A 16,709-nucleotide genomic window follows, 5' to 3' on the forward strand; every position below is an offset into this window, starting at 1 on the left:
AGATTGCTAGAAAAGTAGAGTTAAAATGATCAAGTAAAAGCATTGCACTTTTCATCTAAAATCCATGATAAGAACATTGAATTAAAGGAAATAAAAAAGAAATAATTGCTCAGAATTACATATCCAGACTTGAAAAATTGAGGTTACCCTCGATTTAATAGAATAAGTTCAATCTTTTTAGCATCACGCTTTATGAAAAATCAAAACAGTCCAGAAACCATTAAAATTCAAGATCAAAATTTCGGTAATCATGTCGAGCATTGGAACTTATTGACAGATACACCCGAAGTGGATGTACCCAAATGGTTAGGATTGGCGCTAGATGCACCCGTAATGCCAATGGGCTTATGTGAAGATGAACAAGATATGGATCAGTCATTTTGGCTTATCCAAGGACCAAGTGGACAAAAGGTTTGCATCAATCAAATTATTGCAGTGGAAGACCAAAAACCTCGCGCATTAAAAACTGCTTTTCCAAGTTTTGAAAGTCCATATAAATATGATGCAAAAATTGAGCGTATTATTACCTGTGATTCTGCAACACAAGCAGTATTACGTCTAAATTTAAATAAAAATACCATTATTTATGCCTTCGATAATTTGTTCAGCGTAAATAACTGTCAGTATGATAAAAACCAAACCTATCAAGTTCAGTTTAATGCTTGGGCATATGAATTAGAACCTGTTGCTAAAGATGAGAAAATCGTTGTTGATGATCCAGCTTCAATTAAACATCACCGTGCTTTAAATGCAATTTTGGCTGAACATAATGGTATCGCACCTGAAAATTTACAGGAGCTTATTAATGAGTGGGAACCAAAAACGCCAGAAGATCAAGAACCTGTAACAGTCGACTTTTCTAAAATGGTTGCCTATTTATTTGGTGAGACATTAGGACAAGAAGATGAAGCTTGGTTTCAAGGTAATATCGTGGGTAAAACAACGATGCAGTTTATGCAGGATGAATATACCCTTTATGATGTCACTTTAGTTTTAGAAGATGATTTACCTGCAATCTTAATTCGTATTGCAACTAAAAACGTTTTGTATAAAAACTTTAACATTGGTGAATATATTCGCGGCAACCTATGGATTCAGGCGAATATTTATGCTAAAACTGCTTCTAAGTGACAAAAAATCACATAAATGGCATTTTAGGCGTTCTAATGAAAATTATACCAGAACAAACGACCACCAGTCTTATTCATTCAAGCGACCAAGGGCTTAAACTTGATGTTGGTGCTTTTTGCTTTTTTTTACTAGGTATGTTTCTAGCAGCAATCATTTTTCATCAAATTGGCTTGTTCTAATTCTAATTTTTGACCATGACCTAATTCAAATAAAAGCCCTCAATGATGAGGGCTTTTATTTTATCTATAATATATGGCTTATCCGTGACGTTTCGCGAATTCATCCATAAAGTTCACAAGAGCTTGAACACCTTCCAATGGTACAGCGTTATAAATACTTGCACGCATACCACCAACTGAACGATGACCTGCCAAGTTAAGCAAATGATTTTTCTCAGCTTCTTTTAAGAATGTCTTTTCAAGTGCTTCGTCTGCAAGTGTAAATGGTACATTCATCATAGAGCGATTTGGTACAGCGATTGGGTTGTTGTAGAAATCACTTGAGTCAATATAACCGTAGAGCAATTTTGCTTTCGCTTGGTTCATTTTGTAGATTGCATCTACCCCACCCTGCTCAAGTAACCACTCAAATACCAGTCCAGATAAATACCAAGCATACGTTGCTGGTGTATTCACCATAGAACCGTTCTTCGCTTGATCAGCATATTTCAAGATACTTGGGATCTCAGGTTTTGCTTGATCTAATAAATCTTCACGAATAATGACAATGGTTAAACCAGCAGGCCCAATGTTCTTTTGGGCACCCGCATAAATAAGTCCAAACTTATTCACATCTACTGGCGCAGACAAAATACTTGATGAATAATCGCAAACCAAAGGAGCAGCTACATCAGGTACACTCGCGAATTGCAATCCACCAATCGTTTCATTATCTGCATAATGAACATACGCAGCATCACTCGATAGATTCCAAGTACTTTGTTCAGTAATCGCATGTTTACCATCAATCATGGTGCCCGCTTCAACGATATTAATATCGCCATAACGTTTTGCTTCTTTTAATGCTTTCTCAGACCAAATACCCGTATGGATATAATCCGCTTTATTATTTTTACCGAGTAAATTAAGCGGAATTGCTGAGAATTGTAAGGATGCGCCACCTTGTAAGAATAACACTTTATAGTTTTCAGGAATATTCATGAGCTTACGTAAATCAGCTTCTGCCTTTTCTGCGACAGCAACATAGTCATTGCTACGATGACTCATTTCCATGATCGACAAGCCCTTACCCTGCCAATCCAACATCTCTTGTTGAGCTTTTTCTAAAACAGCAGTAGGTAATGCAGCAGGACCAGCGCAGAAATTATAAGCACGCATGAGTTTTCCCTTGTTAAAGTGAAACAAATTGAGATGGGAATTTAATCATAGATTGGCGAAGCTTGCAGCAGCTTATCCAGTAAATATTTCAATTTGACTGTAAAAAATAGTTTAATTTTTCAATGATGTTTTTGTGATTTCCATAAATTTTCAAATTGTCTTTTAATAAAAATTATGAAAGATAAATTATTTTAATTTTCAATCTGATATATAGATTAAATACTCTATTTTTTACAAATTAACTACACCAATTCTATGCATTCAACTATTTAATTAAAAACATAATATTTAAATTTTACAAAAAAACTTAGACTAGCGCAGGTATTATTAAATTGCGATATATCATCATGTTGAAACGACATAATCGGCCCAATGTTCAGGTCAAACGGTTTCCAAAGCAACTTTGTTTAAGTATTAGCTTAATCAGCAGTGCCTTATTTTCAACATCTTTATTCGCACAAACATTTAGTTATAGCGAGGCTGAGCAATATGTTGTAGAAAATGCCTACGCCTCTCAAGCGCAGCAAGCTTTACAACAAGCTTCACAACTCGAAATGGAGGCAGTTAAACACTTAGGACTGCCACGCATTGATTTAAATGCAACAGCCTATTCATTTCATAGTGAAACCAGCGTCCCACTCGAATCAAGTAAACGTAGGCTCGAAAACTCACTCACGCGTGGATTTGATGACAAATTATCGCAATGGGAAAATGTATTACCGCCAGATGTAATTGATCAAGTTGGTCAAGGATTCGATCAAGTTGTCAGTGATGGTTTAAATAAAGTACCGAATAATGTTGACGTCACAATTAAAGACCACGATGTTCGCACCTCTATTTCAATGGTAATGCCGATTTATACAGGTGGAAAAATTACCAGCGCCAAGCAAATTGCAACGATTCAAGCACAACGCTCTAACATTAGCAAAAAACAACAACAAGACTCGCAAAGATTTGAAATGATCCAATCTTATTTCAATGTGCAGTTACAACAACAGTTGCTGAATGCAAGTTTATTTAATCTAAATGCGATGCAAGAACATTATAACAATGCTCTGAAATTGGAACAGCAAGGCTTTATTAATAAAGGCCAGCGTATGCAATTTGAAGTCGCTCGTAACAATGCAGAACGTACTTATCAAAATGCGAAATCAAATCTTCGCGCCAGTGAATTTAGTCTTCAAAACCTATTAAAAACTAAAGAAGATCTCAACCTGACAACACCACTTTTTGTAAATAATGCGCAAAGTCAGTCTTTAGACAAATTACTAACAAACTATGACCAAAACTCAAGTTTGATTAAAAAGCTAAAAATGGATACTGAGCTTGCGAATGAAAATATCAAAATTCAACAATCAGCGAAGAAACCAAGTGTTTTTGCCTTTGGTGAATACGGTTTAGATAGCAAAGAGAATTGGATTGTTGGCGTTATGGCAAAGTACAACCTTTTCTCTGGAATCGATAATAATAAAAACATCCGTGCAGCTGAGCTGAAGAAATATGCTGCTGAACTCATGACAGAGCGAACCAAGCAAGAAGTTGAAAATGTCTTATATAAATCTTATAGCGAGTTAAACTCATCACAGACTAGTCATCAACTTCTCACCCAAAATATTAAAGCTGCTCAAGAAAACTTGCGCATTCAACAGCTGTCTTTTAAAGAAGGAATGGGAACAGCAACCCAAGTGATTGATGCACAAAATGCTTTAAGTGCTTTAAAAAGCGAAATGTCGATCAATGCGTATAAATATATTTTATCGCTCGCGACTTTATTGCAAAGCTACGGCTCAATTGACGAGTTCAAGCTTTATGTGAATCAACCACGAACTGACTATATCCGTTAATTGGAGAAACTTATGAGCCAAAATCAATCATCTTCCAATTCTGAACGTGATACAGATCAAGTTAAACAAACGACTGATACTTCTTCAACAGAAACTCAGGTAGAACATGTTTCACCTATTGAGCATACCGAAAAAGTGGATGCTATAAATACACCTTCAAATCAAGAAATTCAACCAACTGAACCACCGAAAAAAAGTAAAGCTAAAATTATTGGTTTAATTGTCCTAATTCTATTATTAGGTTTGATTGCTTTTGGACTATGGAAAGCCTATCAGCCACAACCTATTGAATTACAGGGTCGAGTCGAAGCTGAAACTGTACATATCAGTACCAAAGTTCCAAGTCGTATTGAAGAGTTTTATGTGACTGAAGGTCAAAGCATCAAAAAAGGACAAGTACTAGTTCGTTTTGTTAGCCCTGAGTTAGAAGCCAAGAAAGAACAAGCCCAAGCAGCCTTACAAAGTGCGACAGCTTTTCACTCAACCATTTATCGTGGTGCGCAACAAGAAAATATCGATACTCTCTATGCAAACTGGCAAGCAATGAAGACACAAGCAGAGCTAGCTGCTACAACCTATAAACGTGGTGAAAATCTTTATCAACAAGGTGTTATTTCACGTCAGCGTCGTGACGAGATGTTAGCGGCAAAAACCTCTGCTCGTGAGGCCGCAGAAGCAACATATCAACAATATGCTCGTGCAAAACGCGGCAGTACCGAGCAACAAAAATCTACCGCTGATGCTCAAGTAGCGATGGCTCAAGCAGCAGTGAAAGAAGCAAATGCACTGACTGAAGAAACCAAACTCTATTCACCAACTGATGGCACTATCTCAAAAACTTATGGCAAACCAACTGAGTTAGTTGCAACAGGAGTTCCTGTCGTCAGTATCATTGAAGACCATGATCTGTGGATCAGCTTGAACGTTCGTGAAGATATGTATAGCTCAGTGTATAAAACTAAAACACTGGAAGGTTACATCCCTGCCCTTGATCGTAAAACAACATTTAAGGTTAAGAGCATTGATGCCGAGGGTGACTTTGCGACGATTAAAACCACACGCCAAACTGGTGGTTACGATATTCGCAGTTTTAAATTTCACTTAGTCCCAGAGCAATCCATTCCTGATCTAAAAGTCGGTATGAGCGTATTATTCAAAATTGAAGAGGTAAAATAAGCAATGTTTGCAGTGATGCTGCGGGAGTTGCGTTATCTCAAACGTCATAAAGTTGATCTTTTTATGGCAGTGATTGCGCCTTTGCTGGTTATTTTGCTGTTTGGAAGTATGTTTTCATCTGGTAAAGCCGAACATTTACCGATTGTGGTGATAGATCAAGATCAAAGTGAAATGAGTCGCAAGGTTATTCATGCGCTCAGTATTAATCATACGTTAAAAATAAAAACGATTACTTCTAGCCAAGCTGAAGCGGAAAAACTGATTAATACAACTGAGGCTTGGGGATTTGTGATGATTCCCGAAGGTGCTGAGCAACGCTTAGTTAAAGCCCAGGATGCGCAAATTAGCATTGCCTATAACCAATCCTTTTTTAGTATTGGTAATACCATCTCCTCCGCCATGCTCATCAGTACTTTAAATGGTATGGCTGAGTATTTAGGGCAAAGCTATCTGGCTAATACTATTCCATATTTAGATGTCCCCACACCACACATCAAAATCTCAACCCTTTATAACCCAAATATGAGTTATGAATTGTTTCTTGAGCCATTTATGGTGCCTGCTGTGCTACATCTCTTGTTATGTTGCTGTGTGGCTTTCGCCATTGGGCAAGAGTTTAAGCGGAAAACGGTTAATGAATGGGTCAATTCTAAACAGGTGATTTCAAGCTTACTAGGTAAAATACTGCCTTATGTTTTCATTTTCTGTGCATGGACAGCATGTTGGATGTTTTGGTTAGCGCATGTCCGCGGTTATTTCATTGCAGGTTCACTAATAGTCATTCTAGCTGCACAATTTCTATTCTATTTTTCCTATGCTGTTATTAGCAGTACTGTTGTTCTTGCGACAAAAAACCTGCCAAAAACTTTTGGTTTTATTGCACTTTATGGTGGATCATCCCCTAGTTTTTCAGGAATCACTTTACCCTTGAATAATGCTCCTGCATTTACTCAATTTTGGTCAATGATTATTCCTTATACCCCCTATGCCAAGCTACAAACAGAACAATGGATTATTGGTAGTGACCTTTATGTTTCACTTATACCTTTTAGCATTTTAGTTATTTTCGCCATCTTGTTCTTTGTACTTAGTATTCGTCTACTCAAGAAAAATGTTCAGGAGATTCATCCATGAAATCATTTTTCGATTATTACATTCAGACGTTTAAGAATATTTTTGCCAATAGCTCAGTTTTTACGACATTGATTGCCGCGATCTTGTTATATAGTTTTTTTTATCCAACCGCGTATAAAGCACAAACAGCCGAAGATATTCCAATTGTGATCGTCGATGAAGAACAAAGTATTTTAACTTCAAAGATCATTAGTCAAGCGTCTAACAGCCCTCATATCAAGATCAAGACTGTGACTGATAATTTTCTTGAAGCTCAGCGAATGGTTCAAAATCAACAAGCGGAAGGCATTTTACTTTTACCCGAGAATCTAACCAATAGTCTCAAACGCGGTGAAATGGGAGGGATTGGCCTTTATCTGAGTACTGCATATTTCATTCGAACAAAAGAAGTCGGCGTAGGTTTAGCAGGTTCTATTGAATATACTTTGCAAGAATATCTAGAGAAATTTGGCAATGCTTCACAGTTTCATCCAGAGCTTTCAATTCATCAGATCCCGCTGTTCAATACCATCTCAGGCTATGGCAGCTATATTTTCCCAGCCGTCGCAAGTTTGATCATTCACCAAACAATTTTACTTGGCTTAGCTATGCTTATTGCCAGTTATCGTGAAAATGGCTGGGCTGCGAAACCCATCGAATTTTGGGCAACTTTTACAGCTATCTTTACCATTGGCTGTTTAGGATGTTTATATTTATTCGGATTTACATTTTGGTTGTATGAATATCCACATGGTGGCAATTTCTGGGGCATGCTGTTAGCTGTACCGATTTATGTCAGTTGTATAATTGGTTTAGGGATGCTAGTCGGTTCCTTAGTTGATATGCCAGAACGCGTGGGACATTTAATAGTCGTGACTTCTGTCCCCTTATTTCTACTTACAGGAACGGCATGGCCACATGAAGCAATGCCAGAATGGATGCAATGGTTTGCATGGACACTGCCGTCCACGAATGGCGTACAGATGTTTGTACAACTCAATCAAATGGGAGTACCAACATCGCTTGTGATCCCAAAACTTATCTATCTTATAACTCTGGGCGCAATCTTTTTGGCATTGTCTTATTATCGCTTAGTCATCATGAAACCAGTAAAAAAGGAAGCTGATTAGCTTCCTTTTTTATTACCTCAATGATTACGCTTCAGGCGCATCATCTTTTGGCTCAGCAACAACTTCTTCAGAAGTTACTGTTTCGGCTTCAGTATTTTCTACCGATTCCTCTATAGCATCCAACTCTTCGTCATCTTCTACAGCTTCAATAGATACAACACCGACAAGTGTTTCAGCATCACTTAAACGGATTAAACGAACACCTTGAGCATTACGTCCAGTCGTCGCAACTTCAGCAGCACGAGTACGTACCAATGTACCACCATCAGAAATCAGCATGAGTTCTTTAGTTTCATCAATTGATACTGCACCAACAAGCTCACCATTACGCTCACTTGTCTTAATTGCAATGACACCTTTACCACCACGTTTCTTGGTTGGGAAGTCATCTACAGGTGTACGTTTACCATAACCGTTAGCACATGCACACAATACTTCCCCAGTTTCTGGCACAACTACCAATGAAACAATACGGCTGATTAAATTCGAATCTGATGAATCATCATTGTCATCGCTATCATCATTTTCAACATCCGCATCTTCAGCTTCAATGGTATTGCTTGCAAAACTTACACGCATACCACGCACGCCTTTCGCAGTACGTCCCATTGCACGAACATCAGTTTCAGCAAAACGAATTGCCTTACCTTCATTCGAGAACAACATAATCTGCTGATTACCATCCGTAATCGCCACACCAATTAAGGTATCTTCCTCATTCAGCTCAATCGCACGTAAACCATTTGAACGAACATTACTAAATTGCGCGAGTTCAACACGTTTTACTGTACCTGAGGCAGTCGCCATGAATACATAGTGATTCTCTGGGAACTCCGTCAACGGCAAGATTGCTGTTACGGTTTCATTTGCTTCCAGCGGAAGTAAATTAATGATTGGACGACCTTTCGCACCGCGAGATGCTTGTGGTACTTCAAACACACGTAAACGATAAACTTTACCCACATTGGTAAAGCACAATACCGTTGCATGGTTTGAAGCCACAATTAAATGCTGGATGATGTCATCATCTTTCATTGCAGTTGCAGACTTACCACGACCACCGCGACGTTGTGCTTGATAATCAGAAAGTGGTTGAGTTTTTGCATAACCTGTTTGAGACACAGTCAATACAACTTGCTCTTCAGGAATTAAGTCTTCGCGGCAGAAATCAACACCTGACTCAACAATCTCAGTACGACGACCATCACCGTATTGTTGCAAAATCAAGGTAAGTTCTTCACGAATCACATTCATCAACAAGTTAAAGTCATTTAAAATTGCTGTTAATTCAGCGATTTGACCTAAAATCTCAGTATATTCTGCGTGTAACTTATCTTGTTCTAAGCCAGTTAAACGGTGTAAACGTAATTCTAAGATTGCGCCAACTTGAGTTGGTGATAAGCGATAAATATCACCAGACAAACCGAATGGACGTGCAGGATCTTCGCCTTCGATCTCATCAGGTCGAACGGAAATTGCACCCGCTTTTTCCAGCAATGCAACAACACCACCGCCAGCCCACTCACCCGCTTGCAAACGCTCACGTGCTTCAGCTGGGTTTGCAGATGTTTTAATGGTTTCAATAATGGCATCGATATTTGCCAAAGCTACCGTTAAACCTTCTAAGATATGACCACGTTCACGAGCCTTACGTAATTCGTACATGGTACGGCGAGTCACAACCTCTTGGCGGTGACGAATAAATGCCGCAATGATATCTTTTAGGTTCATCAACTTTGGCTGACCATTGTCTAGGCAGACCATGTTGATGCTGAATGAGTTTTGTAGCTGTGTATGCAAGAATAAATTATTGACCGCAACTTCAGCGTTTTCGCCACGCTTCAAGTCGATGGCAATACGCATACCCTCTTTATCAGATTCATCACGAAGCTCAGAAATACCTTCGAGTTTCTTTTCTTTCACTAACTCAGCAATACGCTCAATGGTTTTTGCTTTGTTGACTTGATAAGGAATCTCAGTAAAGACAATCGTGGTACGACCTGTTTTTTGGTCTTCTTCAAAGTGATATTTACCGCGAATATGCAAACGACCTTTACCTGTACGGTAAGCATCTACAATACCTGATTTACCGTAAATAATACCGCCTGTAGGAAAATCTGGACCAGTAATATGCTCCATCAAACCTTCTACAGAAATATTCGGATTATTTGCATAAGCCAAACACGCATTCACAACTTCGGTCATATTGTGCGGCGCCATATTGGTCGCCATACCCACCGCAATACCTGTCGTACCATTAATCAAAAGATTAGGGATACGTGTCGGCATCACTTGAGGAATACGCTCAGAACCGTCGTAGTTATCTTCCCAATCAACCGTATCTTTTTCAAGATCAGCTAAAATCTCATGGGTTAATTTTTGCATACGAACTTCGGTGTAACGCATTGCAGCTGCGCTATCCCCATCGACAGAACCGAAGTTACCTTGACCATCAACAAGCATATAACGCAAGCTAAAGTCTTGCGCCATACGAACGATCGTTTCATAAACTGCGCTATCACCGTGTGGATGATATTTACCGATCACGTCCCCGACAACACGAGCAGACTTTTTGTACGCTTTGTTATAATCGTTGCCCAATTCATGCATCGCATATAGTACGCGGCGGTGAACAGGTTTTAGACCGTCTCTAACATCTGGTAATGCACGAGAAACAATTACGCTCATCGCGTAATCTAAATATGAATGCTTGAGTTCGTCCTCAATGGCAATCGGTCTGATTTCCGATACGCTCATGCATACTCCTTGTGTACAAATAGAAATTTCTATCTGTTTTTATGTCTTCAATCTTGCAAAAATTTAGCCCAGAAATTGGAACTAAAAATAAAAAATACAGCGAAAAATTATAGCATAAAGGTCATATAAACGGGGAGTACAGCAATCGGAAAATAGCATTTTTTACAATAAAAAGTTTATTAGAATTAACAAGTTAAAAACATTGAATTGGATTGGAAAAGATACGAATAATTAAAGACCCAATTTGATTAAAATATAAACAAAACGGCTTGTAAAAATAATGATTCCTAGGATTGCAATATAGATTTTAAAGCCCACTAATCTAGAACAATAGCTGCAGGCTTTTTAAATCTTAGTTAGATTCTGTACACACCATTGCCATATCAACCTCAACTGGTCGATCTTGCTGCATAAAGAAAAGAGCAGCAGAAAATAACGCAAAAATAAATGGTGTTTCATATAATTCTTCTACAACATCTTGGCTCGCTATATCAGTCAATAGCCATGAACCAATAAGACGATGATGCTCGACACAGTCGGCGAAAAATAAAGATACGATTGCTATCATTAAATACCAAAATGGAAACCTTACAAAGCGTACTTTATACGCAATCTCTGCACGTAATTTCGATGAGAAAAGCATAAATACGACTGGTGCAATCACAACCACAGAGATGGCTCTAAAGTAAATCCTTTCAACCTCAGGAAAAAAGTCACGCCCCCAACTGATACTCCGCCCAAAAAACATAAACCACCATGCGATAGCCCACATCCAAAACCATTTCTTTTGATCTGATAAGCTTTTAGGCTTCATATAGAACCAAGTAAAAGGCACACATAGAAGTAAGATTAAAGCTTGTACATCCTCGATTAAATGTACATTCCACGTCAACAACCACTCAACTTTTGTAATAGAGATCAGGAGAATAAGCAATACTAAGCTAAGCAAAAATAGCGCCTTAGCATCAAAACGCATATCAAATTTCATCAGGAGATAACCTATCCAAATTGGATAAAAGCTAATTTTAGCAAAAGTGTACTAACAAGTACACTTTAAGATTAAAACAATAACTTAATTTGATAATAGAATTTAGGACGCGATACATATTATTCAGATTTTTTTAATCATAAAAAAACGCTCCTTTCGGAGCGTTTTTCAACTTAATTCAAAGAATTAAAGTTTAGATACCAATTCTGGTACAACAGTGTTCAAATCACCAACTAACCAGTAGTCAGCAACGCTGTTGATTGGCGCTTCTTCGTCTTTGTTGATCGCAACAATAACTTTAGAATCTTTCATACCAGCTAAATGCTGGATCGCACCAGAGATACCGATCGCCATGTAAAGATCAGGCGCAACGATTTTACCAGTTTGACCAACTTGGAAGTCGTTTGGTACGAAACCAGCATCAACCGCAGCACGTGAAGCACCTTGTGCTGCACCAAGCTTATCAGCTAATGGGTCAAGTACTTTATGGTAGTTCTCACCTGAACCTACACCACGACCACCAGAAACTACGATACGAGCAGCAGTTAATTCTGGACGATCAAGTTTAACGATTTCTTCGCTAACAAACTTAGAAATACCAGCATCGTTTGCTTCAGCAACAGCTTCAACTGCAGCAGAACCACCTTCAGCAGCAACCGCATCAAATGCAGTACCACGAACTGTACCAACGATAATTGCTTCGTCAGATTGAACAGTTGCGATCGCGTTACCTGCATAGATAGGACGCTTAAACGTATTTGCAGATTCTACAGCAATGATGTCTGTAATCATGCTTACGTCAAGAAGCGCAGCAACACGTGGAAGAAGGTTCTTACCAGTCGTTGTAGAAGCAGCTAATACGTATTTGTAACCACCTTTCGCGATGTCAGCAACTAAGCCAGCAACGTTTTCAGCAAGTTGGTTTGCATAAGCAGCATTGTCAGCAAGCAATACTTTGCTCACACCAGCAACTTTAGCAGCAGCGTCAGCAACTGCTTGAGCGCCAGAACCAGCAACTAATACAGTAATGTCACCACCAATTTTTTGAGCTGCTGCAACAACGTTTAAAGTTGCACCATTCAAAGCTTGGTTGTTGTGATCTGCGATAACTAAAATACTCATGATTTTACTCCCTTAGATCACTTTCGCTTCATTTTTCAATTTTTCAACAAGCTCGTCTACAGACTTCACTTGTACGCCAGCTTTACGTTCAGCAGGTGCTTCAACTTTAACAGTTTTAAGCTTAGTGCCTGTTGCAACGCCGTAATCAGCTGGAGTTTTAGTATCAAGAGGCTTCTTACGAGCTTTCATGATGTTTGGAAGAGCAGCATAACGTGGTTCATTCAAACGTAAGTCAGTTGTGATGATTGCAGGAAGTGCAAGCTCAACAGTTTGTAAACCACCGTCGATTTCACGAGTAACTTGAACTTTACCGCCATCAACTTTAACTTCAGATGCGAAAGTACCTTGACCTGCACCAAGTAAAGCACCAAGCATTTGACCTACTTGGTTAGAGTCATCATCGATTGCTTGTTTACCAAGAAGAATAAGTTCTGGTTTTTCAGCATCAACAACGCCTTTAAGAATCTTAGCAACTTCTAAAGCGCCAACTTCATCTGCAGTTTCAACTAAAATACCACGGTCAGCACCTAAAGCCATTGCAGAACGAATTTGTTCTTGCGCGTCTTTAGAACCCACTGAAACAACAACGATTTCTGAAACCGTTCCTTTTTCTTTTAAGCGAACCGCTTCTTCCACTGCGATTTCACAGAATGGGTTAATTGACATCTTAACGTTGGTAAGGTCAACCCCACTATTGTCCGGCTTAACACGAACTTTAACGTTGGCATCAACCACACGTTTTACAGCAACAAGAGCCTTCATGTAATCCTCGGCTGTTCTAAGCAAGTAAATGTAGTGAAGAGTATTCTAACTCTTCGATTGAAACTTTTTAGGTGCCCTATCTTGCAATGTATTTGGCATTTCGGTCAAGTCAGAATTTCCGCTATGCTTGTAAAAAAGATGAAATGCTCAGTTCACTAAATAAAAGTTGAGTTTGATAAACGCAATTCAGAACAATTAAATTAAAATTATTATGCTTTGATTTATTTAATATTTTAATAAATTCAATGATCTAAAAAACACAAAATTGCTTTAATGCTTAAAACCCAAATTAATCAGTTTGACTTATGCTTTAACACATTTTTCATTTTACCAAAACTTGGCAAAAAAGTAAGAACACGAATTAAACATTCTCTAACGATAAAGTGTGTATACAGCTGATTATTAATCAACCGCATTTGAAACATAATGTATCGTTCAAAGTTTATCTAAAGCACAATCATAAGTTCTAACTACCATTTAAACATCGGTAGTGGGCTCCATGGTTTTTGCAATAGACGTTTTATTCCCAAATAAATTAAGGTCTTATGAAAACCATTATTTGGGAATTCTCTTGTCAATTTATCAAATTCACTCAATGGAATATTTGATCGAACTAACCCAAGTGTGAAATCGGCATAATCAGCCCGTCGAAATTTTTCAACTAAATGATATTCAGAACATTCAGCCTTAGTGACCTTATGATGCTCAGTAATCATGAATGTGATTTCTTTTTCCCACATTAACAACTCATTTGATACAAGATATTGCCGCATTTCCTCAACCGAAGGTTCGATATAATCAATAGTGTGTGCAGTCCATATACCAATATCATGAAAAGCCGCAGCAATCGCAATTTTACACAGTGTTTCGTTACTGTCATCCTTACTTAACATCAAACAACATGCCGCCACACGCTTACAGTGATTTAAATAACCTTGATAGCTTTGATTTATAACTGCTCGATAATCTTGCAAAATCTCATCAATTAATTCACAACATTGCCTAAATTCAACTTGATCTAATAATTGCGGCTGTTTCTTAATGTTCATTCTTTTGCGCCCGTGGATGTGTCTGATCATATACTTTTGCCAACTGATCAAAGTCGACATGTGTATAAATTTGCGTGGTCGATAAATTGCTATGTCCCAACATTTCTTGCACTGAACGTAAGTCTCCACTAGCTGACAGCATATGACTAGCAAAACAATGTCTTAATAAATGTGGATGTAAATCGATATTTACACCAGCGCGTTGCGCTTGCAGCTTAACTCGATTTTCAATCTGCCGAGGCGTTAATGCATGACCCCGTTGAGAAATAAAAACCGCTGATTCAGCAGTGAAGTTACCTTGCCAAATACGATAAACCTTCAACCAATCAATCAAGCTTTGTTTTGCTGGGGAACCGAAGGGAACTATTCTCGTTTTATTTCCTTTACCTGTGATCCGTAAAAGCTGTCTATTGAAATCAATATCCTTAACGGTTAATCCTTGCAACTCAGCCAAACGCAGACCACTGGAATACAATAATTCCAATATCGCCTTATCTCTTGCCCAAAGTTGCTGCTCTATCGGTTTTTCAGGCAAAGCCTGATCTAATATTTGATGAACCGTTTCGATATCAATTAGTCCCGGTAAAGGTCTTGGCTGGCGTTTTAACTTAAAGTCTTCTGATGGATTTTGTGCTAAATACTGACCTTGCTCTGCCCACTTCATAAACTGACGAATAGAGGTTAAATGACGTTGTAAACTGCTTGAACTCAATTGGTCACGCTCAACACGCGCCGCCAAATACTCCCTCAAGTCTGAAGCTTCAACATCTTGCAAATTTAATTGCTTATTTTCACAAAATTTAAAAAAGTCAGTTAGATCACGTTGATATGCTGAAATCGTATGTTCAGACTGATTTTGAATAATTCGTTCTTTTAACCACATGGACAGCAGTTTTTCTGGGACTTCCAATTCGCTCTCCATTCTGACCTGAATCACCTATTATTAAAGTCTAACAAATATTTCCTAAATAGCGCTAACAGCACTCCAAGAATCATTATTGATGTAATACAATCGAATTCAAGCTTTACTGAGCGCCCCCAAAATGTCAACGATACTTATTCCATATTTGATTGCAATCACGGTACTTACCATCACGCCTGGATTGGATACAACATTGATTATCCGAACAGCAACACTGGAAGGTCGAGCGAAAGCTTTTCAAGCCGCTTTAGGAATAAATTTAGGTTGTGTCGCATGGGGTATTATTGTGGCCTGTGGTTTAGGTGCGCTGTTGATGACGTCTGATCTTGCGTTCAATGTATTGAAGTGGGCTGGAGCAATTTATCTTGCTTGGTTAGGTCTCAATCTTATTTTAAAACCACGTACTCAACTTGCAAATATCAATGAAACAGCAGTAACTCAAAATTGGTTCATGCGAGGGTTTTGGGGAAATTTATTAAATCCCAAAGTTGGTATTTTTTATATTTCATTTCTTCCACAATTCATTCCCCCATCCTCTTCTCCAGTAATTTGGACCATGGGTCTTGTCTCTATCCATGTCATATTAGGATTTATTTGGTCTGTTTTTTTAATTGCAGCAATGCAGTCGGTCTCTAGTTATTTAAAACGACCTAAATTTATTCAATACATGGATCGTATAACAGGCAGCATTTTTGTTTTATTTGCTTTAAAACTCGCATTAAGCAAAAGATAAAAAAGTGTACCACTTTATGTTGGTACGCTTTTTTCAGTTTGATAGCGATAATTCCTCTAAATAATGCTTAATTTGCAGGCTAACTTCATTTGCATATTTCTCTGCAAGTTGATGATCACCATTTTTGACTATATATAACGTTGAGTTTTTCAGAATACGATTAAGATATTGTCCAACTGGAACAGGGCTAATGAAATCTTGATCTCCCCAAATGAGTAAGGTTTTTATATCAACATCAGTTAATGAATTTTCGTAGGCTATATTTGCTGTTACAAACCAATCTGGATATTGCAAGTATTCGGCTTGATAGCCTTGTCGCCAGTCTTGAACTTGAAATTGGTCTAAATTAATTCCACCTGAAGTAGCAATCAATACCAAACCCTTCACCAAATCTGATTTTTGCAATGCCGCAGCTATGGCAAAGATCCCACCCATGGATTGGGCAATAAGAATAGAAGGTTGCTGAATTTGTTCAACCACATAATTGCTCAGATCTGCAAAACTGTGAATGTCTGGGTTTGTTTCCACCCCATGAAAACCAGGATAAGCAACCACTTGCTTTGTATAACTATTAGGAAACTGTTCGATCAGAGGATTCCAAAATTGTGTATTGCCTGATGCGCCTGCAAGAAAGACTAAGTTCAT

15 protein-coding genes are annotated in these 16,709 nt (G+C 38.3%); 7 read left to right on the forward strand and 8 right to left on the reverse strand.

Annotated elements, in window-relative coordinates; all coding sequences use genetic code 11:
• Window positions 1–192: 192 nt before the first annotated feature.
• On the forward strand, window positions 193–1,131 hold the full coding sequence (locus ACT4_RS09010) for a hypothetical protein (protein ID WP_007481545.1): 939 nt from the start codon (window positions 193–195) through the stop codon (window positions 1,129–1,131).
• A gap of 35 nt (window positions 1,132–1,166) precedes the next feature.
• Entirely contained in the window at window positions 1,167–1,310 is a 144-nt protein-coding gene (locus ACT4_RS17280) for a hypothetical protein (RefSeq protein WP_004878454.1), read from the forward strand.
• Between the two features lie 78 nt (window positions 1,311–1,388).
• Here ACT4_RS17280 and serC read toward each other — a convergent pair whose 3' ends face one another.
• Complete coding sequence (gene serC / locus ACT4_RS09015) at window positions 1,389–2,468, reverse strand: 3-phosphoserine/phosphohydroxythreonine transaminase (protein WP_007481547.1); 1,080 nt, start codon at window positions 2,466–2,468, stop codon at window positions 1,389–1,391.
• Window positions 2,469–2,815: 347 nt separating this feature from the next.
• Here serC and ACT4_RS09020 point away from each other — a divergent pair, with 347 nt between their 5' ends.
• Genes ACT4_RS09020 through ACT4_RS09035 form a run of 4 tightly spaced genes read left to right on the forward strand, consistent with a single transcriptional unit; the run spans window position 2,816 to window position 7,731 of the window.
• A complete protein-coding gene (locus ACT4_RS09020; protein WP_007481548.1) occupies window positions 2,816–4,312 on the forward strand; it encodes a TolC family protein in 1,497 nt (498 codons plus the stop codon).
• A 12-nt stretch (window positions 4,313–4,324) separates the two neighbouring features.
• On the forward strand, window positions 4,325–5,488 hold the full coding sequence (locus ACT4_RS09025) for an HlyD family secretion protein (RefSeq protein ID WP_007481550.1): 1,164 nt from the start codon (window positions 4,325–4,327) through the stop codon (window positions 5,486–5,488).
• Window positions 5,489–5,491: 3 nt separating this feature from the next.
• Window positions 5,492–6,622 (forward strand): ABC transporter permease, encoded by a 1,131-nt coding sequence (locus ACT4_RS09030; RefSeq protein ID WP_007481552.1) that lies wholly within the window; start codon window positions 5,492–5,494, stop codon window positions 6,620–6,622.
• Window positions 6,619–7,731: an ABC transporter permease gene (locus tag ACT4_RS09035; RefSeq protein WP_007481553.1), complete on the forward strand. Its 1,113-nt coding sequence runs from the start codon at window positions 6,619–6,621 to the stop codon at window positions 7,729–7,731. The genes ACT4_RS09030 and ACT4_RS09035 overlap by 4 nt, the downstream gene beginning before the upstream one ends.
• A 24-nt stretch (window positions 7,732–7,755) precedes the next feature.
• On the opposite strand, the gene gyrA is transcribed toward ACT4_RS09035, so the two are convergent.
• From gyrA to xerA, 6 genes are all read right to left on the reverse strand, one after another.
• Window positions 7,756–10,488 carry a DNA gyrase subunit A gene (gene gyrA, locus ACT4_RS09040; RefSeq protein ID WP_007481554.1) on the reverse strand — a complete coding sequence of 911 codons (2,733 nt, stop codon included), beginning with the start codon at window positions 10,486–10,488 and terminating at the stop codon, window positions 7,756–7,758.
• A 352-nt stretch (window positions 10,489–10,840) separates the two neighbouring features.
• Complete coding sequence (locus tag ACT4_RS09045; RefSeq protein ID WP_007481556.1) at window positions 10,841–11,476, reverse strand: hypothetical protein; 636 nt, start codon at window positions 11,474–11,476, stop codon at window positions 10,841–10,843.
• Window positions 11,477–11,662: 186 nt separating this feature from the next.
• Window positions 11,663–12,598 carry an FAD-binding protein gene (locus ACT4_RS09050; protein WP_004878446.1) on the reverse strand — a complete coding sequence of 312 codons (936 nt, stop codon included), beginning with the start codon at window positions 12,596–12,598 and terminating at the stop codon, window positions 11,663–11,665.
• 12 nt (window positions 12,599–12,610) lie between these two features.
• The gene (locus ACT4_RS09055) at window positions 12,611–13,360 is read right to left on the reverse strand and encodes an electron transfer flavoprotein subunit beta/FixA family protein (protein ID WP_004878445.1); all 750 of its coding nucleotides are present in this window, start codon (window positions 13,358–13,360) and stop codon (window positions 12,611–12,613) included.
• 470 nt (window positions 13,361–13,830) lie between these two features.
• Window positions 13,831–14,409: an HD domain-containing protein gene (locus ACT4_RS09060; RefSeq protein ID WP_007481559.1), complete on the reverse strand. Its 579-nt coding sequence runs from the start codon at window positions 14,407–14,409 to the stop codon at window positions 13,831–13,833.
• Entirely contained in the window at window positions 14,399–15,292 is an 894-nt protein-coding gene (xerA, locus tag ACT4_RS09065) for a site-specific tyrosine recombinase/integron integrase (protein ID WP_034604846.1), read from the reverse strand. The genes ACT4_RS09060 and xerA overlap by 11 nt, the downstream gene beginning before the upstream one ends.
• Window positions 15,293–15,452: 160 nt before the next feature.
• Here xerA and ACT4_RS09070 point away from each other — a divergent pair, with 160 nt between their 5' ends.
• Window positions 15,453–16,064 (forward strand): LysE family translocator, encoded by a 612-nt coding sequence (locus ACT4_RS09070; RefSeq protein ID WP_007481563.1) that lies wholly within the window; start codon window positions 15,453–15,455, stop codon window positions 16,062–16,064.
• Between the two features lie 33 nt (window positions 16,065–16,097).
• Here ACT4_RS09070 and ACT4_RS09075 read toward each other — a convergent pair whose 3' ends face one another.
• Window positions 16,098–16,709: an alpha/beta fold hydrolase gene (locus ACT4_RS09075; protein ID WP_034604871.1), complete on the reverse strand. Its 612-nt coding sequence runs from the start codon at window positions 16,707–16,709 to the stop codon at window positions 16,098–16,100.

Origin of the sequence: Acinetobacter sp. NBRC 100985 (assembly GCF_000241225.1) — a bacterium.
Classification (GTDB): Bacteria; Pseudomonadota; Gammaproteobacteria; order Pseudomonadales; family Moraxellaceae; genus Acinetobacter; species Acinetobacter venetianus.

Excerpts from the sequence above, each read along its gene's own strand:
- ACT4_RS09010 (WP_007481545.1), top strand. The coding sequence starts at position 193 with ATGAAAAATCAAAACAGTCCAGAAACCATTAAAATTCAAGATCAAAAT.
- ACT4_RS17280 (WP_004878454.1), top strand. The coding sequence starts at position 1,167 with ATGAAAATTATACCAGAACAAACGACCACCAGTCTTATTCATTCAAGC.
- serC (WP_007481547.1), bottom strand. The coding sequence starts at position 2,468 with ATGCGTGCTTATAATTTCTGCGCTGGTCCTGCTGCATTACCTACTGCT.
- ACT4_RS09020 (WP_007481548.1), top strand. The coding sequence starts at position 2,816 with ATGTTGAAACGACATAATCGGCCCAATGTTCAGGTCAAACGGTTTCCA.
- ACT4_RS09025 (WP_007481550.1), top strand. The coding sequence starts at position 4,325 with ATGAGCCAAAATCAATCATCTTCCAATTCTGAACGTGATACAGATCAA.
- ACT4_RS09030 (WP_007481552.1), top strand. The coding sequence starts at position 5,492 with ATGTTTGCAGTGATGCTGCGGGAGTTGCGTTATCTCAAACGTCATAAA.
- ACT4_RS09035 (WP_007481553.1), top strand. The coding sequence starts at position 6,619 with ATGAAATCATTTTTCGATTATTACATTCAGACGTTTAAGAATATTTTT.
- gyrA (WP_007481554.1), bottom strand. The coding sequence starts at position 10,488 with ATGAGCGTATCGGAAATCAGACCGATTGCCATTGAGGACGAACTCAAG.
- ACT4_RS09045 (WP_007481556.1), bottom strand. The coding sequence starts at position 11,476 with ATGAAATTTGATATGCGTTTTGATGCTAAGGCGCTATTTTTGCTTAGC.
- ACT4_RS09050 (WP_004878446.1), bottom strand. The coding sequence starts at position 12,598 with ATGAGTATTTTAGTTATCGCAGATCACAACAACCAAGCTTTGAATGGT.
- ACT4_RS09055 (WP_004878445.1), bottom strand. The coding sequence starts at position 13,360 with ATGAAGGCTCTTGTTGCTGTAAAACGTGTGGTTGATGCCAACGTTAAA.
- ACT4_RS09060 (WP_007481559.1), bottom strand. The coding sequence starts at position 14,409 with ATGAACATTAAGAAACAGCCGCAATTATTAGATCAAGTTGAATTTAGG.
- xerA (WP_034604846.1), bottom strand. The coding sequence starts at position 15,292 with ATGTGGTTAAAAGAACGAATTATTCAAAATCAGTCTGAACATACGATT.
- ACT4_RS09070 (WP_007481563.1), top strand. The coding sequence starts at position 15,453 with ATGTCAACGATACTTATTCCATATTTGATTGCAATCACGGTACTTACC.
- ACT4_RS09075 (WP_034604871.1), bottom strand. The coding sequence starts at position 16,709 with ATGAACTTAGTCTTTCTTGCAGGCGCATCAGGCAATACACAATTTTGG.